12 protein-coding genes are annotated in these 21,366 nt (G+C 45.2%); all 12 read right to left on the reverse strand.

Annotated features, from left to right (window positions below; genetic code table 11):
* Positions 1-12: 12 nt before the first annotated feature.
* Positions 13-1,167, reverse strand: a complete 1,155-nt coding sequence (locus CF651_RS10600) for a sensor histidine kinase (RefSeq protein WP_094014829.1) — start codon at positions 1,165-1,167, stop codon at positions 13-15.
* Positions 1,168-1,290: 123 nt separating this feature from the next.
* Positions 1,291-3,918, reverse strand: a complete 2,628-nt coding sequence (locus CF651_RS10605; protein ID WP_094014830.1) for a stalk domain-containing protein — start codon at positions 3,916-3,918, stop codon at positions 1,291-1,293.
* 173 nt (positions 3,919-4,091) lie between these two features.
* Positions 4,092-5,297 carry a methionine adenosyltransferase gene (gene metK, locus CF651_RS10610; RefSeq protein ID WP_094014831.1) on the reverse strand — a complete coding sequence of 402 codons (1,206 nt, stop codon included), beginning with the start codon at positions 5,295-5,297 and terminating at the stop codon, positions 4,092-4,094.
* 184 nt (positions 5,298-5,481) lie between these two features.
* A complete protein-coding gene (locus CF651_RS10615; RefSeq protein ID WP_094014832.1) occupies positions 5,482-5,748 on the reverse strand; it encodes an alpha/beta-type small acid-soluble spore protein in 267 nt (88 codons plus the stop codon).
* Between the two features lie 86 nt (positions 5,749-5,834).
* Positions 5,835-6,413 (reverse strand): hypothetical protein, encoded by a 579-nt coding sequence (locus CF651_RS10620; RefSeq protein ID WP_094014833.1) that lies wholly within the window; start codon positions 6,411-6,413, stop codon positions 5,835-5,837.
* Between the two features lie 91 nt (positions 6,414-6,504).
* Positions 6,505-9,918, reverse strand: coding sequence for an S-layer homology domain-containing protein (locus tag CF651_RS10625; protein WP_094014834.1), 3,414 nt, complete (start codon positions 9,916-9,918; stop codon positions 6,505-6,507).
* 467 nt (positions 9,919-10,385) lie between these two features.
* Positions 10,386-14,216, reverse strand: a complete 3,831-nt coding sequence (locus tag CF651_RS10630; protein ID WP_245855829.1) for an S-layer homology domain-containing protein — start codon at positions 14,214-14,216, stop codon at positions 10,386-10,388.
* Between the two features lie 273 nt (positions 14,217-14,489).
* Positions 14,490-15,599: an MraY family glycosyltransferase gene (locus CF651_RS10635; protein ID WP_094014836.1), complete on the reverse strand. Its 1,110-nt coding sequence runs from the start codon at positions 15,597-15,599 to the stop codon at positions 14,490-14,492.
* Between the two features lie 127 nt (positions 15,600-15,726).
* Positions 15,727-16,419 carry a WecB/TagA/CpsF family glycosyltransferase gene (locus CF651_RS10640; protein ID WP_094014901.1) on the reverse strand — a complete coding sequence of 231 codons (693 nt, stop codon included), beginning with the start codon at positions 16,417-16,419 and terminating at the stop codon, positions 15,727-15,729.
* A 47-nt stretch (positions 16,420-16,466) separates the two neighbouring features.
* On the reverse strand, positions 16,467-17,600 hold the full coding sequence (csaB, locus tag CF651_RS10645; RefSeq protein WP_179232764.1) for a polysaccharide pyruvyl transferase CsaB: 1,134 nt from the start codon (positions 17,598-17,600) through the stop codon (positions 16,467-16,469).
* The gene (locus CF651_RS32240) at positions 17,570-19,636 is read right to left on the reverse strand and encodes a DUF5693 family protein (RefSeq protein ID WP_179232765.1); all 2,067 of its coding nucleotides are present in this window, start codon (positions 19,634-19,636) and stop codon (positions 17,570-17,572) included. The genes csaB and CF651_RS32240 overlap by 31 nt, the downstream gene beginning before the upstream one ends.
* Positions 19,637-19,653: 17 nt before the next feature.
* Positions 19,654-21,360 (reverse strand): phospho-sugar mutase, encoded by a 1,707-nt coding sequence (locus tag CF651_RS10650; protein WP_094014838.1) that lies wholly within the window; start codon positions 21,358-21,360, stop codon positions 19,654-19,656.
* Positions 21,361-21,366 lie beyond the last annotated feature (6 nt).

Raw genomic sequence — 21,366 nt, forward strand, 5'->3', positions numbered from 1 at the left:
GATGTCCACTATTTATTCCTCCTTTGAGTCTGATTTAATAGGAATGAGAATCGATACCTTGGTGCCCACATCTTTGGTCGATTGAATTTCCATTCGGCCTTCAAGCAGCTCTACACGCTCCCGCATACCGATCAGACCATAATGGCTTCCCTTTTCAATCTTCTTATCAATGTTGTCCACCACAAACCCGACTCCATTGTCCGTCACGACGATTTTGACCATCTGCTGCTGGTAGGTCAGCTCCAATGTGACATGCGATGCCTGAGCATGCTTCAGCACATTAGAGAATGCCTCCTGCACCAGACGGTATATCGCCACTTCCATTCCGGATGGCAGTCTTGCATCCTTACCAACCAGCTCGAACCTTGTATTGATCTTCGTTTTCTCTTCATAATCTTGAATGAACTTGCGTAAAGCCGGGATAAGACCCAGGTCATCCAAGGCCATAGGCCGAAGGTTGAAAATAATTTTCCGAACCTCTTCAATACCTCCCCGGACTTGTCCCTTCAGATCTACCAGCTCTTCTTTTACCGAATTATATGCCTGCTTGGATAGCATTCGCTCTGCAATTTCCGTTCGCAGAACGACATTAGCCATCGTTTGTGCAAGGCCGTCGTGTATTTCCCGGGCAATCCGTTTGCGCTCCTCTTCCTGGGCCAAAATAATTTTCAATCCAAGCAGCTGCCGGTTTTTAGCGGATTCCAACAAGCGGGTGACCTGATTCAAGTCCCCTGACAAATATTCGAGCACTACGTTGACCTGGGTAACGACGGATTCAGCCCGCTCCAGCTGCTTGTCCACATTCTTGACACGCTTCTGCAGGTCATCTCTTCTTGTCTTCAGGTAAAGCTCTTTTTCCCGGTACATTGCAAGCTGCGTCTGCATATTCGTCGCAAGTTCGTAAGCTGAGCGGATGTCTTCTTCCGTAAATCGTTTAAAATCACGGCTCACCTCCGTCAGACGGATGCGCGCCTTCCGATATTCCATTTCACAATGATCAACCATATCAATGGTCTTCGAGGTTTCTTCAAGTACTTGATGTAGCTCGAAATTTAGAGCATTACGTTCTGACCGAACACTTTCACAGATTTCGAAAATCTGGTATTTACTACTCTCCATGACGTCAATCGCATTTTTGATTATGCGGTCTAAGGCATCCCCTTGCATTCAGTCAGTTCTCCTCTTCACTGTTTCCTTGTCGGAGTCTGTAACTTAATTGTGATGCCTGTTACAGACTCCTAGCAATATAGTACCATATTTCGCATGGTTTGTAAGAGGAGTAAGGAACTATTATTGTAGTGTAATTTGCTTGGTTTTCTCGTCCCAGGTCACTTTCCAGCCGAGATTCTCGGACAAAATGCGCAGCGGAACCACAGTTAAGTTGTTCATAATCGTCGGCGCTACCTCTGCCGTAACCCTTTGGCCCGTGGCAACCAGCTCAGGACTATCTACCCATAGCTCAATCATTTTGCTGCCGCGAATAACGGTAACTTTGCGTTCCTTATCATCCCAACGCACTTCTCCACCCAATGCATCCGTTACAAAACGGATTGGAATCAACGTATTGCCACTAACAATCACCGGAGCCTGTTCGAGCGTCATGCTTTTTCCATTCACCGTTACAGCGGTTTTGTTAATGGTCAAGCCTACTGAATTTTTCGCAGGCGCCGTAACTTGTCCTTTATAGGTAAACGTAATATCATCGATATCAATTTTCCCTTTAGCTGCGCGCTCGTCCTGACCGATTTCATCGTCTACGACATACACACTTTTCACAGATATCGGGTATTTCAAATTTAATCCTGATAGATCGGCCGAAACCAGCTTCCAGCCCTTCCAATTCAAGCTTGGCGCGAGCTCCACATAATAGATTTTACCGCTGTTATCTTTAATCTCCGTCTTTAAAGCATTCAGGCTTTCGTCACCATTTACCTTCATTTTGATAAATTGAGGTTCACCGTCAATCTGAATGCCTGTATCCATTTGGGCATAGGCCCACTTCGTCCCGGTCCCTTTGGTAAAGTCATAATTCAATTCAAGATACTTGTTGTTGCTCGCATCCGGTTTAATATATACCGAGGCAGACACAGCCTCCGGCTTCGTCGAAGATAGTGTCATGACCGCATAGTTGTCCAAGTCATACCAGACCTTATCCTGTCCTACAGGGATCGTTACCATCGTACTGAACCCATCATACCGGGCAATCAATTGTGCCTGCGTAACACCGGTCAAGCTCTGTACCTTCATTAACCCATTCTGCACATCCGCTTTCATCCCCTTAACTTCCCATTGAATAAGCTCAGGAGGAACTTCTCTTGTCTTGCCCGAACGCGTTGTTGCAATCACCGGCAGCTTGTACGTTTCGCCTTCTGTTAAAGCAAGATCCTCCGCATCAATCTTAAGCCCTGCGATTTGGTTTCTGCCCACGACTTCCACTTCAGCCGTCTGACTTCCTTTGCCGGAAGCAGCCGTTACTTTTACCGTTCCTGTCTTCGTAGGTGTAAACACATTATCCTTAAACGATCCAAAAGCGGGATCTACAGACCATTGGGCCGTTGCCGCTGCTTTTCCTGTATCCACGATTGGATTGTAATACTCGTCATAAGCTTTAAAGCTTAAAGCAGCCTGTTCATTTAAAAATAATACGCTAGGCGCTTGAATAACGAGGTCCTTCACCGCACCCTGCGGAGCCAATGAAAACACCCCAACCCCGTTCACGACTTTTCGCTGAATGCCCGTTTCCGTCGTATTGACCAGTACCGGTGCCGTTTCCCCCAGTGGACGGGCTACCATTTGTGTGGAACCGCCCCCATCCAGGTTCAAGCCTTTCCATACACCCACTTTAATCATAAACTGCTGCAATTCCTTCATCGTGAGGCCCTTGCTGTCTCCTGCATTGTCTGCGGTAATAATGTAGGCTGTTTTCTGATCCTGAGAGTAACCGATAGCGGTTCTGGAACGCGTGCAGCATAGACTGTCCACTTCCCTGGAAAATTCCGCTGGCTGACCGCCGTCTACCAGTATCGTATGCCCGCCAATCATCATTTTAAAATTTTTCGCATCATATGTTTTACTCGGATCCTGCGGCAAAATTTGATAGTCATACTTAAGCGGCTCCCCCACTTTCATATGCTGCCGAACAAAATCAGCCGCTTTTCCCGAAGCACGCAATATGTATCCATCCTTTGGAGCGATCATATCAATAATGCCGTTATCTGCAATTTGCTTCACAATGCCGTTCTGTACCAATACCTCCGTAGGAACCGTCTCACCATCGTTCGAACGGTCTACCTGTCCCCAAGTGTTGGTATACATGAACATCGCATCAATCATACTGTGTTCTCCGCCTGGCTCGAACCAATAATACGTTTTATTGATCCCTCCCAAGGCAAACTTAGCCCCGTCCTTCGCTGTAACCGAGCCTTCAAAAGTAAATAAATCTACAATAGGCACATTGTTTTTATCGATCGCAAAGGAATAAAACCCAGGCAAGTACGGCGGGGTCGCCATAAGCTGCCCATTAGCAATTTCGGGGCCCATTGGAACGCCCTCCGCTTGCGTATTATAGAAGTCGCCATTGACACCGGCAACCGCCTTGGTCTCTGTCGCCATCCCCAATACGCTTTGCTTCTTCGTGAACTGATTGCCAGTCCCGCTCATGACATCCACTTTTACATAGGGGTTCGTTAGATCAACCTCTATCACTTTAGCATTTGTCGAAATTTCCTTATTACTTCTCATAGACTTCCAAACATATGATTTGAGAACGGCACCGGACGTCAAAATCTCCTGGTTCGTTAACGTCACCGTCGGTTCCGCTGCTGCAGCAATATTCGATGTTGGTATAAGAGGCGATAATCCTATCATGGCAGAGATTATAATCGTTGAAACTTTATGCCAAGCCTTCTGTTTAATCACGTTGTCTTCTCCCTTCTATTTCCACTCTCCTCTATTATAGACTCCAAATCTTTCATAAAAGTTACGATTCTATGAAGATAAAAAAACAAGTTTTGACCTGTTCTACGATAAATAGACACAAAAAAAACAAACCCGATTCACAAGTGAATCAGGTTTGCTTATTATTGGAAGACTTAAGCCAACGCCTCAGCTTTGAGGGCTTCAGCTTTGTCCGTACGCTCCCAAGGAAGATCTACGTCCGTACGACCAAAATGACCGTATGCCGCAGTTTGTTTGTAAATCGGTCTGCGCAAGTCCAATTGTTTGATGATACCGGCAGGGCGAAGATCAAAGTGTTTGCGGATCAGTTGTACCAACTTCTCTTCTTCTACTTTACCTGTGCCAAAAGTATCTACAGCAATCGAAACCGGTTGTGCTACGCCGATAGCGTAAGCCAGCTGCACTTCACAACGATCAGCCAAGCCAGCTGCAACTACGTTCTTAGCTACGTAACGAGCCGCGTAAGCACCGGATCTGTCAACTTTCGTCGGGTCTTTACCGGAGAACGCGCCACCGCCGTGACGTGCGTAGCCACCGTAGGTATCTACGATGATTTTACGACCTGTTAAACCTGCGTCACCTTGAGGTCCACCGATAACGAAACGGCCTGTTGGGTTGATGAAGTATTTCGTATTCTCATCCAGGAATTTCTCAGGAACAATTGGTTTAATAACGTGTTCTTTGATATCCGCTTGGATTTGCTCCAATGTTACTTCTTCCCCGTGCTGAGTCGATACAACAATCGTATCAACGCGAACAGGTGTATCGCCATCATACTCTACAGTGACTTGAGTTTTACCATCTGGGCGAAGGTATGGCAACGTGCCATTCTTACGAACCTCAGACAGACGACGAGACAATTGGTGAGAGATTGAAATTGGGAGCGGCATCAACTCAGGTGTTTCATTAACCGCAAAACCAAACATCATCCCTTGGTCACCCGCACCGATAGCTTCGATTTGCTCATCCGTCATTTGTCCTTCACGTGCTTCCAATGCCTTGTCAACACCCTGAGCAATGTCAGGAGATTGTTCATTCAAAGAAACCAGCACTGCGCAAGTTTTGGAGTCAAAGCCATACTTGGCACGAGTGTAACCGATATCGTTGATAGTTTGACGAGCAATGGCTTGAATGTCCACATATTCGGACTGGCTTGTAATCTCACCAATAACTAAGACTAATCCGGTTGCAACGGATACTTCGCACGCAACACGAGCATTAGGGTCATTTTTCAAAAATGCATCGAGAACCGCATCGGAAATCTGGTCGCAGATTTTATCCGGGTGTCCTTCCGTAACCGATTCAGATGTAAATAAGCGTCGACCGCGTGGAATAGACATACTATCGACCTCCTACAAGTAGTATTCATAATCATTTAAAAAAGTACACATACAAAAAATCAACCTTTTCCGAGTGGAAAAGGTTACAATCGCACACTTTCCGTCATTAAATTATCTTACTGGATTTGTCGAGTACTGTCAATAAATTTGCAATGAGTTCCCAAAAAATTAACATTCGCCCAAATTACAAACTAAGCATCATTTCTTCCGCTTTTCTGATCAATCGGCTTGTAATGGCTCCACCCACGGCCCCAGTATCTCTGGAAGCAATATGACCCCAATAATCCTCTTTGACCGACTGTGCGGGAATCGCACCAAGTTCAGTAGCAAATTCCACGTTCGCATCAGCAAAAGCTTTACCGACAGGAAGACCTAATTCCGCTGCAATTTCATACTTCAATACATCCAATGCTTGATGACTCTCCGGCACTACTTTTTTCGATTTAGCCATGAAGTGCACCTCCTAGTTGATGTACTTGTAGTATGTCCTGGCGTGAATCCTAGAACCGTATAAACTGTTGTCAGAATGGGTAAAATTTATGATGTAGCTTTCGTTCCATCCGCATTCATAATCATATAGCTGCCACGCACCATCACATAAATCTCGATCTTCGATTTGGGATCAGGCTTAATGCCTCTGCCTTCGCGTGGAACAATAAGCAAATGATTAAGTTCAACCGGTGCACCTGCAGTAATGTCTTTGCCTATGGTTACATCGGCTAAACCGCTATCGTCGGAACTGAATACGATAACTTTCCCAGTTCGAACGATAATCTCTGAACCTGCACCCCCGTAAAGGGACTGACCTGGTTCTAACTTAATTATGTTGAGTGTAGAAGAACCTTCGACAGCGGGAACCGCTACTGTAGGTGAGTTTGGTTGATTAGTGGCAGGAGGAGTTGCACTTCCCGTTGAACCATGACCATTCTGCTGCTTGAACAGCTCGTCTGCTATGTATTTACTGATGTTTTGCTCAAAATAGCTCTTCGTTATGACGGGGTCATCGACTGAGCCTGGTTGGACGGCTCCTGGGCCTCCATCCGCTCCAGCTGTGACAATCGTTGCTGCCCATAAAAGTATTCCGGATACGACAATTTTCACTCGTTGATTCGACATGCTTCACCTCGGTTTAGAGTTGGATGTCCCTTAAGTATAGCTTTTATAGATAAAAAAAAGAAGACCCCGAAGGGTCCTCTTTTAATGAAGATTAATTAGATACTGTTACACCGAATGCTGCAGTTACACCGCTTGGTGCAATTACGTTAACAGTGAAACCAGTGATTGTTGTACTGTTGAATGTGATTTGACCTGTTTGGTTATTGATGGATACGCCGCTTGCATCGCCACCAGTTACATCAGAGATGTAGAAGTTCAGGTTCAACACATCATTAGTATTTTGACTTCCAGTAACGCCATTAGCTTTAATCAAGAATTGGTCAGCAGCATTCAGCTCTTCGTTAGGAGCTCCTGGAGTAAACTCAGATACTACTTCATCACCGAATTGATCTTTTACAGTAATTTTCTCTGCAAGCTCTTTAGACCAGAGGTACAGATTAGTGTTACCATTAATCGTTGCGCGATCAACAGTTTTATCTGTTTTACGTAGTGCAATGCTTGCTACTGCAGGACCTTCGTTTTTAGTTGTTACATCAATAGTTTTGGACTCTTGGTCACCTTTAGCATTTCTGAACAATACGCTGATTTTTGCAGTACCAGCTTCCAGACCTGCAACAAAGTTGCCAGCAGAAGTAGGAATATTTGCAACTAATGGATTGTTAGAAGTTACGGAAATAATCGAGTTAGCTTTTCCAGTAGTAGCATTGTAGAAGCCGGATGGTACTGCAACTTCTTCACCGTTAACCTTCTTAGCTCTCAGTTTAACTTCTTTTGTAAGTTTTTTGTAATTATTGTACAGGTAAGTAGAACCTGTTACGCCTTGTGCTGCGCCTTTATTGTTTACATCGTAGTAGTCGTCAGCAGCAAGAATTGTGTTATTTACACCTTTATCCAAGTAAGCTTCATAAGTCAACTTGTTCTCGGATTTATTAGGATCGATACGTTCAATCGTTGTCGACAATGTATCAAGTTCAATTTCTTTACCTGCATTGCTGCCTTTTTTAGGAACTTTGATAAGTGTTGCTTTCAATGTCCATGTTCCTGTAGGCGAGTTAGCTGTAGAATAGAATTTGAAAGACTTGTCAAAGAAATTGTCCCACGGATCCAAAGTGGTATCTTTAACCGCAGCAGCAGTTAAGAGTGGGAAATCCGCTGAATAGGTATTTCCAGAAACTGTAGACAACTTAACTTTACGATTATTCGCATCGGACTTTTCTTTAGATGCCAAGTACACATCCTCACCAGTACCAGCAGTAGAAGTAGCAGTACCTGTATAAGTCAATCTTACTTTATAATCATTTTCAGAATCAGTAGAATATTTCATCTCTGTTCCGTTTTGATCGTAGATTTTGTACTTCACTTCAGTATCTGTTCCACCAACAATATATTTCTTAGGTGTTGCAGAGAACTTAATGGAATCCGCTTCGCGAGGGTCGCTTACAGAGATGTTCAATGTAGTGCTAACTTCTCTGTGATCTTCCAAGGATACAGTGATAGATTGAGTACCTTTTCTATCAACGCTGGAAACTACAAGATAGCCTTTGTAAGCACCAGTTGTTGCGATTTCAGCGTTTTTGTTTCCGTTTTTGCCCAAAGTAAGACCACTAGTGGAACGGATATCAAACTTGCTGTCTTTACCACCATCAGCGTATGCTGTTACGATATCGTCTGCATCCAGCAATTCACCTTTGGAGTCTTTTGCGATCAAAGGAATGTAGAACTTTTTATCCACATCTTCGTCACCAGTAAGCTGATCACCTTCTGCCAATGTATAGTTATAAGAACCAAACTCTACAGTTGCAGGGATTTTGGAAGCCTTAACTTTTACTGTTTTGCTAGCGGAGTTACCACCACGAGCATATACAGTGATTGTGATTTCTTTTTCTTCGTTGTTTGTGGAACGAATTTGCATGTCAGCTGCAGTATCACCAACAACATCATCAACAAAAGGATCGTTTGGTCTGTCACCAGTACCAGGACCTTCTTCAAGATCGTTGTCCGAGAAGTTAACAGAAACATCATCATTCAATACGTTTTTGTCTTCTACACGGAAGCCGTATTGGTCATATGCTTTAACATCCAAGTAGTTATTAGTGCTATTAGCTTCAATTGCATCAATCTTAACACCAGCAGCGTTAAGCAGATCGCCAACCTCTACTTTAGAAACGAGGGACTCATCACCAACAGTGAAGATTTTATTAACTTGAACGCCACTGTCTTGGTGCATGATACTGATAGAAATTCTGTCATTTCTTTCAGTACCTTCTTCTTCAGTCAGGTTGATCGCTTGCTCACCCGCGATGTTAGAGAAAGTACCACCATTTACACGAATATCAAAGTTACTTGCATTCAAGTTGGTTTTTACACCATATTGGTTAGTAGCTTTGAAATCGATGCGAACTTTTTGAATCAATTTATCATTTTTGTCTCTTGTCAACGGAATTGTATCCGAAGCAGTCAAGAAATCAATTTTAGTGATTTTCTCAGGTGTTGTTGTTACAGAAGCAGTTTTTGCAGCACTATCAATGTTGTCCACGCCACTGATTGTAACATCAAATTTGTTATCTTGGAACTTAGACTCAAAAGTCAACGTAGCAGTAGTTTTATCGTCGCTCCACTTAGTGGTGTAGCCGGAAGTTACCGCGTTGCCGTCTCTCTTAACTTCAATTTTCAAAGCCTTAGCCGCTTCTTCGGAAAGAGCGCCATTCAATTGAAGAGTCAATACGTTTGCATCAGTAGCTTTCAAAGATGCGATAGCGTATTTACCATTGAATGCAGGCCCTTTGTATTGTTGTTTAGCTTCGTAAGATCCAAGAACCAACAGATCACGAGTAGCTGCGGAAGTACCACCAAAAGTACCGTCAGTACCGCTGGACAACAATTTCAATTGAAGTGCCAAAGCAACGTAACCTTTAGCCCAGTCGGAAACTGTTTTGTCGCTTACGCCTGGAGTTGCTTTACCTTCAGCATCTTTATTCAATCCACGGATCAAGAAAGTTGCCAATTGTTCTTTAGTTACTTCACCAGCTGGGTTGAACTCACCAGGAGCATAACCATCAGTGATGCCTGCTTTTTTAACTGCTTCGATGTAAGGAAGAGCGTATCCGTTAGCTGGATCGTCAGCTTTAACATCAGTGAAGCTGGAAGTTTTCAAGGAAGAATCAACTTGCAACTTGAAGATCAATGCCGCTACTTTAGCGAATTGAGCACGGTTCATTTTGTCTTTCAGACCAAATGTACCTTCTTTAACGCCGTCAAAAACACCAGCGGAAATCATTTCATCGAACTTAGCTTTAGTAGCTGCGTCCAGGTCTTTCAGGTCGCTGAAGTCAGCAGACGATTTCTTTGCTTCTTCGCCGAATGCTACGGAAGAAAACATAGAGAATGCCATAGCAAGGGACAAGATTGTGGATAAACTTTTTTTCATAACCTTTTTTTCTCCTCCTCGAATATCTTTCGGTTGTTGAGAGTTTTGTTTAGATAAATTAGAGCTCGATTCCCTCATTAGCCGATTCACCCCCTTCCCAGAGTTGAGCGAAATTAAGTATTATTAAGGTCTGCAACGTATAAGTTTGCAGAAACTAGTAAACAATATAATAGTAAGCTGGACATTCGCATGCCCTCATACATTATACACCGCAAAACTAGAGCGGTAAAGAGTTTATTTTGTGAAATAGTTCCAACAAATTTAAGCTCTTTGCGGCTTTGTTTGTGTTTTCAATGTATTAAACGCAGTGCGTTTTGAAAAGTTGCGCTCTTCTCAAAAAACTTTTTCATTTTTTCGAAAAGAGGTTTCGTCGCTCAACTCAAGGAAGAAAATATGCGCCGTCTATCAACTTCGTATATCATTTCGCTCACGAAACTTAGTATACAACGATCTATCCATTGCGTCATCACGTATTATTTTCCATTAAGTTACCTTAAAAGAAACCCGCCAACAACGCTGCTGACGGGTTTGTAGTGCGTACTTACTTAAGGAATTTTCTTTTGCTGTTTCAACACTCTGTTAGCTATTGCTGCTGCCTCAGAGCGCGAGAAGTAATCTTTTGGCGCAAAACGAACCGTCTGCTTCTTCTGACCTTCAAGAAGTACGTTTGGCATCCCCTCAATTAATCCTGCTTTGGTAGCTGCCTCAACTGCAGGTCGAGCATAGTAATCAATGGACGAGCCATCGGTAAATGATTTTTGGAGCGATGCAAGCACTTTAGCAGCATCGGTACCCATTTTCAAATCTGCAGCTCTTGCAATCATGACGGCAGCGTCCTGACGCGAAAGAAGGTCCTTATGACCAAAGTAACCATCCGCATTACCTCGAACAATACCCGCTCTAGCTGCTGCCTCAATATGCATGAAATCATACAGGCCATAGGAGCCTACAAGATCATTTCCTCTTTGGACATCTTTGAATGTACCATTAAACACGTGGGTATTCGTAGAATCTCCTACAAGTGTATCCTGATTCTCGAGCGGTATGTCAAAAATTTTCACCAGCATCGTGACAAACTCACCACGAGTGATGGACTCATCCGGCAAGAACTTGGATGGACTTGTATCCTTATTCTTCATCATACCTTTGGAGTACAGTGTATCGATATAATCTCTAGCCCAACCATGATTCGTTACATCATCAAAGCTGTTATCCATGTACATAACTTGGAAATACCCGAAAGAATCTACAGGTACAGTGATCGTATTCTTCTTAAGATCCACTACACCGCCGATATTGCGCCATTCACTTCTGGCAAGAACCGGATTCCCGTTGTTATCAGCAAAAACATTGTATTGGTATACGGTTAAGTACTTCCAGGAGTCATCGCGGATATTTGCATCATATTTGAGCGTTAAAGTTCCGCGTTTGGTTGGAACAACAATGTCTTTAATACCTCTGTTATAAAATTGGCCTACAGAAGTATTTATAAATGAAGTATCATTCGGTAAACGACCGCTTCCCTGCATAGCATCTTTGAGCTTCTCATCTTCATTCGGAGCATTGATGTCTTCAATTGTGCCGGCATCGATCCAAACAAGCTTACTAGCCGGTTTAAACCGCCCTGTTGTTTCAGTTAAGAAGTTTCTTCCTCTTTTATCTTCGTTTTCTTTATCTACTCTGCCATCATCTGTATTGGCAAGTCCGAATAGAATTCTTCTTTGGGTTGTAATGTATTGCTTCTCATCGGTTCTGTCATTACGCATTAACTTCGTGTCTTTAGGGAAGTTTAATTCTACATCTCCGTTGAACACCTTCATTTTATTTTCCAACAAGCTTTTGTACTGGTTACCTTCAATAGGTGTATCTACATTGAATAGAATAAAGCTGCCACTCACTTTGTCCTTGCCACGGTTCACTGTAAATTTAACATCATTCTTACCTGCTTTGAGATCGTTGAGATCAAAGTAGTATTCGTTCTTATGATCCGCACGTGTATCTTTAGAGGCTTGTTCCTTGCCTATAAAGACGCTGTCAGCATTCTCTGCCAAGATAACAATATGTTGGAAGTTTTTATTGATGTTCGCTTGATCTTTGCCATCAGGATTTTTGATCACCTTAGGCTCAATGATTTGATAAGATGTTGCTTCACGATTCAATGTGAACGATTTCGTTACCGTCGCACCACTGTCATTAGTACCGACTACAGTAAAGGTATAGAGACCGAATTCATCCAATTGGATTTTCCCGTCCGGTGTTGTTCCTGTAGCAATACTGAAGAAGGTTGCTCCTGTTGCACCGGCTGATGTCGGAGAAATCGAGACCGCTATTGGTGTCGTTGAGCTAGGTTTCGTGTATTTTACAACAAGGTTCGCATTAGCTGCTGTACCCGTGATTTTCACTTCACTGGCAGTTGTAAAGTAAATATCAGGGCGTGTATCTTTAGTGAACCGTGTATCCGATGTATCATAGCTTGGTTCAAAATTCGTAATGGACGGAAGGTTTGCACTGAATACAAAGATATCATAGCTTGCTTCTGTCACTTTTTGCCCGTTAATAGAAATGTCAAATCGAACTGTTTTCTTACCATCTGTTTTGTCACTGGCAAAATAAGAAGTCAAATCCACAGTGAACTTGTTAGTAGTAGTTGCATCATAAGTAATAGGCACATCTACATTGTTCACAGTGGCCTTTAACGTTCCGCCACCAAGATTAATAACTCTACCGGAAACACATTGAGCTGTAGCGCCACATAAGATTTCAGTAGGACTCGCAACAACCATTCCATTATAAATGTTATCCACAATGACATAAGGCGCTGCGGAAATTAAAAGGTTATACGATTTGCCTCCTGCTGGGCTAGAAGGAGCACTTGCACCTGTCGTTTTATAAGGAATAACGTCTAGTGTCGTTGCTCCATCTCTAAGACCTTGAAGCACGATATCAACAGTGCCACCAGTTGTACCTGTTGTTGCATAAATACCATCACTATGACTGCCATCATTATACGGTACGCCATTTAGTTTCACGAGTACTTGCGCCGTATTCTCAGTTGAAACCCTCATTGTCGAAGGGAATTCTGTAATCTGGGTCGTTCCGGACTCATTAAAAGCAATCGGTGTGGCAACACCGGAAACTACACGTCCGACAGAGGTAACATAAGCATCCGATTTGTCAACATAGCTGAAATCGAATGTAGAAGTTTGGGCTGCTTCCGTACTTACTCTCGGCGTGAAAACCACGACTACTTGTTGGGCACGGCTGCTAGTATTGATCGGCAAATCCACTTGGATATTGTGAACCTCGTAGTTGCCTGAAGCTGCTGTCGTCTTAGTGGAAGCAGGCTGGTATGCAGCGTCTCCGCCATTGAGGGAACCTCCCCCTACAACTGTGAAGCTTTGATCTGCAAACACGTAATGAACCGTGTAAGTACCACCCGTACCAACCGTATAAATATCGGCGTACACATAGTCGGTTACACCGCTGGTCATACTGTTTTTAAGTGAAGCCGAGAGCGTGACATTCGGATTTTGCGTTCCGGATGTTGGCCGCTCGACGATCGGGTTTTGAATCAATTTTTGGCTTGGTGCGGCAGTACCATTCTTTAAATCGATAAAGGAGTTGTAAGCAAATGCTTTACCATTATCATAAATGAACGACTTGTCCAAATTGTATGTATTTGTATCGTTCTTCGCAATAAAGGTAATGGAGTTGTCACCCGGCTTGAAGTTCATATCATTTACACGGCCTGTATTCGTAATATACGTAAACTGGTTGCGTGTAAAGTTAGCCGGTTGATAAGCAGTGCCATTCAAATAAGCATCAATGCTTGTTGCGTTACCCGCGCTACCTGTGATTGTTGCTCCAGTATAGGGGGCAGATTTAGGGTACATTTGCCCGTCAATAAACGTTTCCCCATTAATAGACAGATCATTGATGGTGGAAACCGGCGTGTAATAGGCCCAGCTAGGTGCAGATGCCGTACTTACCGTTCCATCAAATTTCAATACGATTTTGTTCAAGCCTTCAGTCAAATTTACATTCGTAAACGAAAGCTCATTGCTTCCAGTCTTTGTTGCTTTGCTGGATTTGTCCACGAATGACTTGCCTGTGTTGATATTGGTTACTTCAAAATAGATGTTGCCAATCTCATCATCGCCTAACCCATTAAAGTTAGCAATTACCGTAATCGGATTGGTCGTAAACTGGTCAACCGACGGTGTCGGATTGGCTGGATCGGTACCCGGTACAAATGATGTGTTACGATACTGCAAATTCGATACACTTAAAGTTACTGCAGCAAAGGCCGATAAAGGCGCCACTAAACTGATCAGCATGGCCAGTATCAAAGATGCACTAAGCCACTTGAATTTCATACGTTTCAAGTTTGTTTCCTCCTTATGTTTTAATCCACTCGCTTATTTTGTTGAATTGTGTCACACAGCCATTACCCTCTCGAATCCACCTCTATCCATATTTTACTTATGAGAAAAGCTTTCTCTCAATAAAAAAGGTACGTGTATTTAAGTTATCGGCTGAGGGGCTTGAAAATTTTAGTCGAATCTTGAAATTTAACAACATAGCAATGGATGGTAAACCAAAAAATCCCAAACCGTTTGGTCTGGGATTTAGCATTTTTGTCTGAGATATTATTTCATCATCCGGGAACGTGCGCCGAACAGTACCTTTACTTTCTGTAAAAACTGAAGCACAGGCTTTTTCGTTTGGCTGATAATTCCGATAGCCTCTGCACCTAGTACCAGAATAGCAATGAGCACGACGATCAACAAGACCATGCCCCAAATCGCATTTTGCTCCGACATGTAGGAAAGCAAAACAGCGGAGATGCCGAAGATCGAAGCAATACCGTAAATAATCAACACGGTTAGGCGATGACTGAATCCAAGCTGCAGCAAGCAGTGGTGCAGGTGGCTTTTATCCGGCTTGGAGATTGGAAGGTTATTCACCCACCGTCTCAGAATCGCGAAGAATGTATCGGAAAGCGGAACGCCCAAGATCATAATAGGAACTAATAAGGACAAGACGGTAGCTTGTTTAAAGCCAAGGATAGACAAGGTGGCCAAGCTAAAGCCAAGGAACAACGCACCCGAATCGCCCATAAAAATCTTGGCAGGGTGAAAATTATAAAATAAAAATCCAATGATGCTTCCAAGCAAAATGACACTGAGAAGGACAACCGTCACATTCCCCATCATTAAAGCAAGAATCAGAATCGTCGTTGTTGCAATACCCGATACCCCAGCTGATAAACCATCCAGCCCATCAATCAAGTTAATCGCATTGGTGACACCGACAATCCAAAATATCGTAAGCGGAACGGCAAGCCATGTTAATGAAATCGTCGTGTCTCCGAATGGAACATTGACCAAATCAATCACAACACCGGAATACACTACAACACACGCAGCAATAATTTGCCCCAGCAGCTTTACCTTAGGTGATAAATCAAACCTGTCGTCCAACGCTCCTACTAGCACGATAATAGAGCCGCCGACCAATAAGCCAAGCGCAACCTCCGAATTAACCGAATCCATCGCAGGCGAAATGATAAAATACGCCCCGACAAATCCGATAAAAATGGCCAGCCCGCCTAATCTCGGCATAATGCGGCTATGTACCTTCCGGTGATTGGGTGCATCCACTGCGCCGACCCAGAAAGCAAATTTTTTCACTAAAGGCGTCATTAACAGGGCAATAAGGCAAGCAGCAGCAAAGCCAATTCCGTATAGAACATTCATTATCAATTCACAGCCCCTTTTATCTATAAAAACCCCAAACACTACAGATTATACTCCGTTTGGACCCGTAATACCACCACAATTTTCAGGAAAAATGCCCGGTATTGCGCTGTTTTCATCGCGATTTTCAAGGTTTCTGTACATTTTCCTTCTCACGTATTACTTTCATGACGAATTTCGGTAAAACGAGCATCCTTTTATACCGCCAAGGCTCTTGGAGCAGTCGGTAAAACCATTCCAGCTTTAGCTTTTGGAACAGCTTAGGCGCTCGCTTCAGCTTGCCCGAAATGACATCGAAGCTTCCTCCGACCCCCATAATGACAGGTACCTGCAGCTGTTCCTTGTACTTGGCAATCCAAGGCTCCTGTCCCGAGGCTGAACGTCCTACCAATAGGATGTCCGGTTGATGGGCACGAATATTCTCAATGACCTCTTGATCCTGATCGGCTTGAAAATATCCATCTCGGTAGCCAACAAGCTGCAGCTTGGGGTAACGCTCCTTAATTTGGAGCGCCGCGGCCTCAATGATTTCTGCTGATGCACCCACCAAGTACACTTTCCAGCCCTTCGATTGACCGATCTCGAACAAGTGATGGATTAAATCAAACCCTGTCACTCGCTCTGCTACTGGATTACCCACGTAATTGGCCGCCCAAACAACACCGGCACCATCCGGTACAATCAGATCCGCCTGCTTCATCATTTGCAGATAAGCCTGATCCTCCACCGCCGTCATCACCATAATCGGGTTGGCGGTAATGAGCTGGTGCGGCCTGCCAGATTCGATCATTCGCGTAATGAGAGCTACCGTGTCCTTCATGCTCAGCTTGGAGAAGGGAACGCCGAATATCGAAACTTTGGGTGTGCTCACTTGGTATCCCTTCCTTTGGCAAAAAATAATGCAATATGCTGCGCAGGCCTTTGCGCTTCGCTTTTCAGCTTTTCGATCGTCGCACGCTTCTCAGCCTGCCATGACGCGCGGTTATTTAATAAGCGCAATGCCTCTTCCGCAACCGCGGCTGCTTGAATATTCTGTGTGCTTGCAGCAGCTGTCATCTGCAATCGATTCAAAAACTGGTCGATCTTCGGATCATAGGAGATACCTAACATTGGCACCTCCTGCGATGCTGCATAAATCAAAGAGTGAAGCCGCATGCCAATTAACAAATCACACCGGCTCACCTCACCCAGCATCTGCTGCGGATGCGTTAAATGATCTGCAACAGTTATGCGGTCTCCGTATTCATTGCCCATCAAGGCGATGATCTCTTCAGAGGCCTGGGTATCCGATGGCAGATGAAATGGCAGAAAACGAATCTCTGCATCAGACTGCCCCAGAATGAGCTTCAATGCATCAGCAATGGCCTTGAGCTCGGACCGGTCGGAATTCCAGTAGCGCACCGATACCCCTATCACCTGCTTAGGTTTATCATGAGACGATAACGATGCCACAGCGGTTTGCCCAAGCGGGAGACCCATAACCGGGTCGGGAACGACAGCAATGTCACGGGTAACCTTCATCCGATGGAGTAATTCCTTTGACTCTTGATCCCGGACTGATATGAAACGGCTCCGATTGAATACGTTTCGAATCCATCCGAAAAACATGCGTCTCTGCACGGGACCTATTCCCTGCGAGTAAATAAAAGTGGGCTTCCCCAACCATTGAGCTATTTTCAAAATTGCCAGGTAGTAAGGAATCGTCTTGGCACTCGTCGCATCCTGCAATAAGCTGCCGCCGCCGCTAATAAGCCCGTCTGCACCGCGAATGGCTGAGATGACTTGTCCCAGCTTCATACGATGCACAGCTTCTACACCGTAGGTACGCTTTGTTTTCTCCGGATCAACCGAAAGAACAACAGGCTGCAAGCGAATACCGTTAGCTTTCCCCTGTTCTTCAAGTGCTAACAAAATGGACAGCAGTACGGCCTCATCCCCGCTGTTGTCAAAGCCGTAATAACCGGAGATGATTATTTTCTTACCAGCAGCGGTGGTACCCAACGACGCCAACTCCTTACCACAATCTCCCAAACAATAATCAAAGCAACGCCGATCAGAATACCGAACGATAGCCCGTAAATAATCCGGGTTAAAGAAATTTGCAGCGGCGTATGCAGATGTGCAAAAGTATCTACGATCGAGGCCTGTCCGACAACACCAATCAACAGCAGAATTAAAGCGCTGCGATATTTTACACATAGATAGGCACCGAGAAGAAACAGAGGATGAGCGATCAAGAACTCCTTCGTTCTTGGACGTACACCCAGCGTGTTCTCCAGGAACGAGCGGAAGTACCGCTCAAACGCAGAGGCTTGACCCTCATTACCCGTTCTCGATAAGTAATACATGCCTGCTCCCACAATGGCAGCAGCAGCGATAACCCATAGCACACTTATATAGGAAGTGAGAAGCTTTTGTCCCCGGTTCATCATTTCGCGATAGGAAAGCCCTTCGCTGAAAAGAAGCCAATACAGCGCAGCTAGAACAATAGGCAGCAGGTGAAGCACGCTTACGCCCCTGAATTGGTCAATCACAATAGTGTAAATGATGGAATTCAGGAAGCCAACGATAAAGAAAATACCGATCACGGAAATAAGCGATGTCCGAATCAGCAGTCCTAACGCGAAGCCGATTCGCGAGCCTATCGATGATACGCTGCCGAGCTTTCTTCTCCCCGTACGAATAGCATGACAAATGGCTAGCGTCGGAGCGCTGGTTCCCGCCCCCAAAGCCAATGCTTGTGCAAACAAATTGGATGAGAGGACAAACAGCCCTGCCGAACCGATCATGCCCACTACAAAAACAAGAAGAGCCAGCTCGGGAATGAAATACGAGACCATAAGAGTGATCAGGGCAATCGCTCCGGCCCACGCTACCCCTTTGGCAGCCTTCTGCCATCCGGAATACTGCGGCTGGAATTTCTCTGCTATCCCTATCGTATAACCGGCCTTTTCTATACGAGGGACGGCTCCGTCCTCACCCTTCAGGCTGGCATAGATAGAATCCAGCGGATTCAGGATTTTCCCTTTATCCAAATTTTTAACGGCACGTGCATTCAAGAAGACCATGCGGATATTCCGGTCTTTGGCGGCTAATACGAACCGGTCCGCAACGCCTTGAATCCGTTCATTCAATTCGGCCTCCGTCAAGTTCTCCGTTAATTTCTCGCCGTCCTTCTCCGTAAACGAGTGGAGACGAACCACGTTATACGAAAGCTTTTTAGCCAAATAGTTAAAGCCCTTTTGCTGTGCCTTTTGAAGCTCGATATTGGCCAGTCCCATGTGATGCTTGTTCATCAGCTCAGCCATTACATCCAGATGATCAAGCTTCGATTCACTTACAAAGCCAGGGACCGTCTCGCCATCAACAATAAAGCGTTTGATGCCGTATTGCTCCAGTTGACCTAGCAGCGTATCCATCCGTGCAGCATCAAAAGGTCTGCGGTTCGACATACGGACGACCACTTGGAACTTTTGCTCCTTCAGCATTTGCATTGTGATCGGATCCGGGTCCATCGTTTTTAGCCCCGCTTCGTCCAAGCCCATCTCGATGATCATGCCGGGTTGGTTTTTGAAGCTCCACGGACGCATTTTCACATTTAGACTGTTAAACGTACTGCTGATTAAAGCCTGCAGCTTCTCCTGCGACTCCTTCTCCGTGAACAAGACATAAGTAAAATTCTCGTTCGGCGAAATCGGACTCTGGGTCAAAGCCGTGGCTTCATGAGAAGAAAACACCTCAATACGGCGGCTTAGCTTCAGCTCGTTCAAGGTCGATTCGTATATTGCCATCGAATTTACGCCGGCACTTTTCAAATTGCGCAGCTGATCCATTACAAATTTGCGGGGATCGGTCTGTGTATCCGAAATCTCCAACAAATCGCGGTAATCGAAGACAAACTCAACCTTGCGGCCGGTATTATGCTCTGTTTCATGCCTCTGATAAGCTACAGGAAGGGCGGCCAGCATCCCGAGGATGACCAGCCACCACAAACAGTTGCTGAATACTTTGTTCCATTGCAAGTAACGCCCGCTCAACACGTCCACTCCTACCGTTATTTATGATCTACCCGGCTCATGACGGTGGTTACCAATCCATGAATCGTGTCAGTGGCTGCTTGCGCGGAAGTGCCGCATACAGCAAAATATACTTTGATTTTTGGTTCTGTACCGGACGGACGCAAGCAGAACCACGAGTTATCTGCCAGCGTATACTTCAAAACATTTTCAACCGGCAAGCCATATAGGCCCTGCGAAAAGTCCTCCACCTTCACAACGGCCTGACCGTTAATGTCTGCAGGCGGGTTTGTACGCCAATCATGCATGATCGACTGGATCTGCTCAACGCCGTCCTTGCCCTTCATTGTGCGGGATTCCAGCTTCTCCAGGAAATAGCCGTGGCGCTCATACAGCTCTTGAAGCACCTCGTACAACGTCTTGCCTTGGCTTTTGTAATAAGCCGCTGCCTCGCAGATTAGCATCGATGCAATGACTGCATCCTTGTCTCTCGCGTAGTTTCCGGCCAGATAGCCGTAGCTTTCCTCATAGCCGAACAAGAAGGTCGACTCCCCGGTCGAATCGAATTGTGTCATTTTCTCACCGATATATTTAAAACCGGTTAACGTATTTAATGTAGGAACACCATAATGCGCCGCGACAGCCGCACCCATTTCACTGGTTACAATCGTCTTGATGACGACGCCATTCGCAGGCAATTGCCCGCGTTCCTTCAAGCTGCTCAGCAAATAATCAACCATAATGGCACCGGACTGATTACCTGTCAGTACAAAATATTCGCCGGAGGCATCCTTCACGACAGCCCCCATCCGATCGCAGTCCGGGTCAGTTCCGATAATGATGTCTGCATTCAAAGCTTTCGCTTGTTGAATCGCCAGAGTGAAGGCCGCTCTCTCCTCAGGGTTAGGTGACTTCACTGTAGAAAATTGCGCGTCAGGCTGCTCCTGCTCGGCAACGACATGAACATGATCGAATCCGATCTCGCTCAGAACAGCACGAACGGAAAGGTTGCCCGCACCATGCAGCGGAGTAAACACGATACGGAAATCGTCATTCACTTGTTTCACGATATCCCGGTTCAGGCTGACCGATGTGACGGCTTGCACATACTCGACATCCAGCTCTTGACCTACCCATTGCAGTAAACCTGCCGCCTCTGCTTGTGCGCGTGTCTCCCGTTTCACGTCGGCAAACGATTGCACCTGCTGAATTTCGGCAATCACCCGCTCGGCTTGATCCGGCACCAGCTGTCCGCCATCTGCACCGTATACTTTGTACCCGTTGTATTCCGGCGGATTATGGCTTGCCGTGACGACGATGCCTGCAGTTGCCTTAAGCTCCCGGACTGCAAAGGAAAGCTCCGGTGTCGGACGAAGCGATTCGAATACATAAGCTTTGATGCCGTTGCCCGCCAAAACTTTGGCAGCCTCCAACGAAAATTCCGGAGATTGGTTCCGGGAATCATAAGCAATCACAACAGACGGGTTGGCAGCACCCGATTGTTTAACAAATTGCGCCAAGCCTTGCGTGGCACGGCCAACGGTGTACAAGTTCATCCGGTTCGTCCCTGCACCGATAACCCCCCGTAACCCTCCGGTTCCGAACTCCAAGTCACGGTAAAAACGGTCTTCGATTTCCTTCGGTTGGTCCCCGATCGATTTCAGTTCGTTTTTGGTATCCTGATCGATAGCTGGATCCTGCAACCATAGATCATATTGTTCCTGAACTCGAATTTGTGTACTCATACTCCA

The sequence above is a fragment of the Paenibacillus rigui genome (assembly GCF_002234615.1).
Taxonomy (GTDB): domain Bacteria; phylum Bacillota; class Bacilli; order Paenibacillales; family NBRC-103111; genus Paenibacillus_S; species Paenibacillus_S rigui.

Excerpts from the sequence above, each read along its gene's own strand:
- CF651_RS10600 (WP_094014829.1), bottom strand. The coding sequence starts at position 1,167 with ATGCAAGGGGATGCCTTAGACCGCATAATCAAAAATGCGATTGACGTC.
- metK (WP_094014831.1), bottom strand. The coding sequence starts at position 5,297 with ATGTCTATTCCACGCGGTCGACGCTTATTTACATCTGAATCGGTTACG.
- CF651_RS10615 (WP_094014832.1), bottom strand. The coding sequence starts at position 5,748 with ATGGCTAAATCGAAAAAAGTAGTGCCGGAGAGTCATCAAGCATTGGAT.
- CF651_RS10620 (WP_094014833.1), bottom strand. The coding sequence starts at position 6,413 with ATGTCGAATCAACGAGTGAAAATTGTCGTATCCGGAATACTTTTATGG.
- CF651_RS10625 (WP_094014834.1), bottom strand. The coding sequence starts at position 9,918 with ATGAGGGAATCGAGCTCTAATTTATCTAAACAAAACTCTCAACAACCG.
- CF651_RS10630 (WP_245855829.1), bottom strand. The coding sequence starts at position 14,216 with ATGAAATTCAAGTGGCTTAGTGCATCTTTGATACTGGCCATGCTGATC.
- CF651_RS10635 (WP_094014836.1), bottom strand. The coding sequence starts at position 15,599 with ATGAATGTTCTATACGGAATTGGCTTTGCTGCTGCTTGCCTTATTGCC.
- CF651_RS10640 (WP_094014901.1), bottom strand. The coding sequence starts at position 16,419 with ATGAAGGACACGGTAGCTCTCATTACGCGAATGATCGAATCTGGCAGG.
- CF651_RS10650 (WP_094014838.1), bottom strand. The coding sequence starts at position 21,360 with ATGAGTACACAAATTCGAGTTCAGGAACAATATGATCTATGGTTGCAG.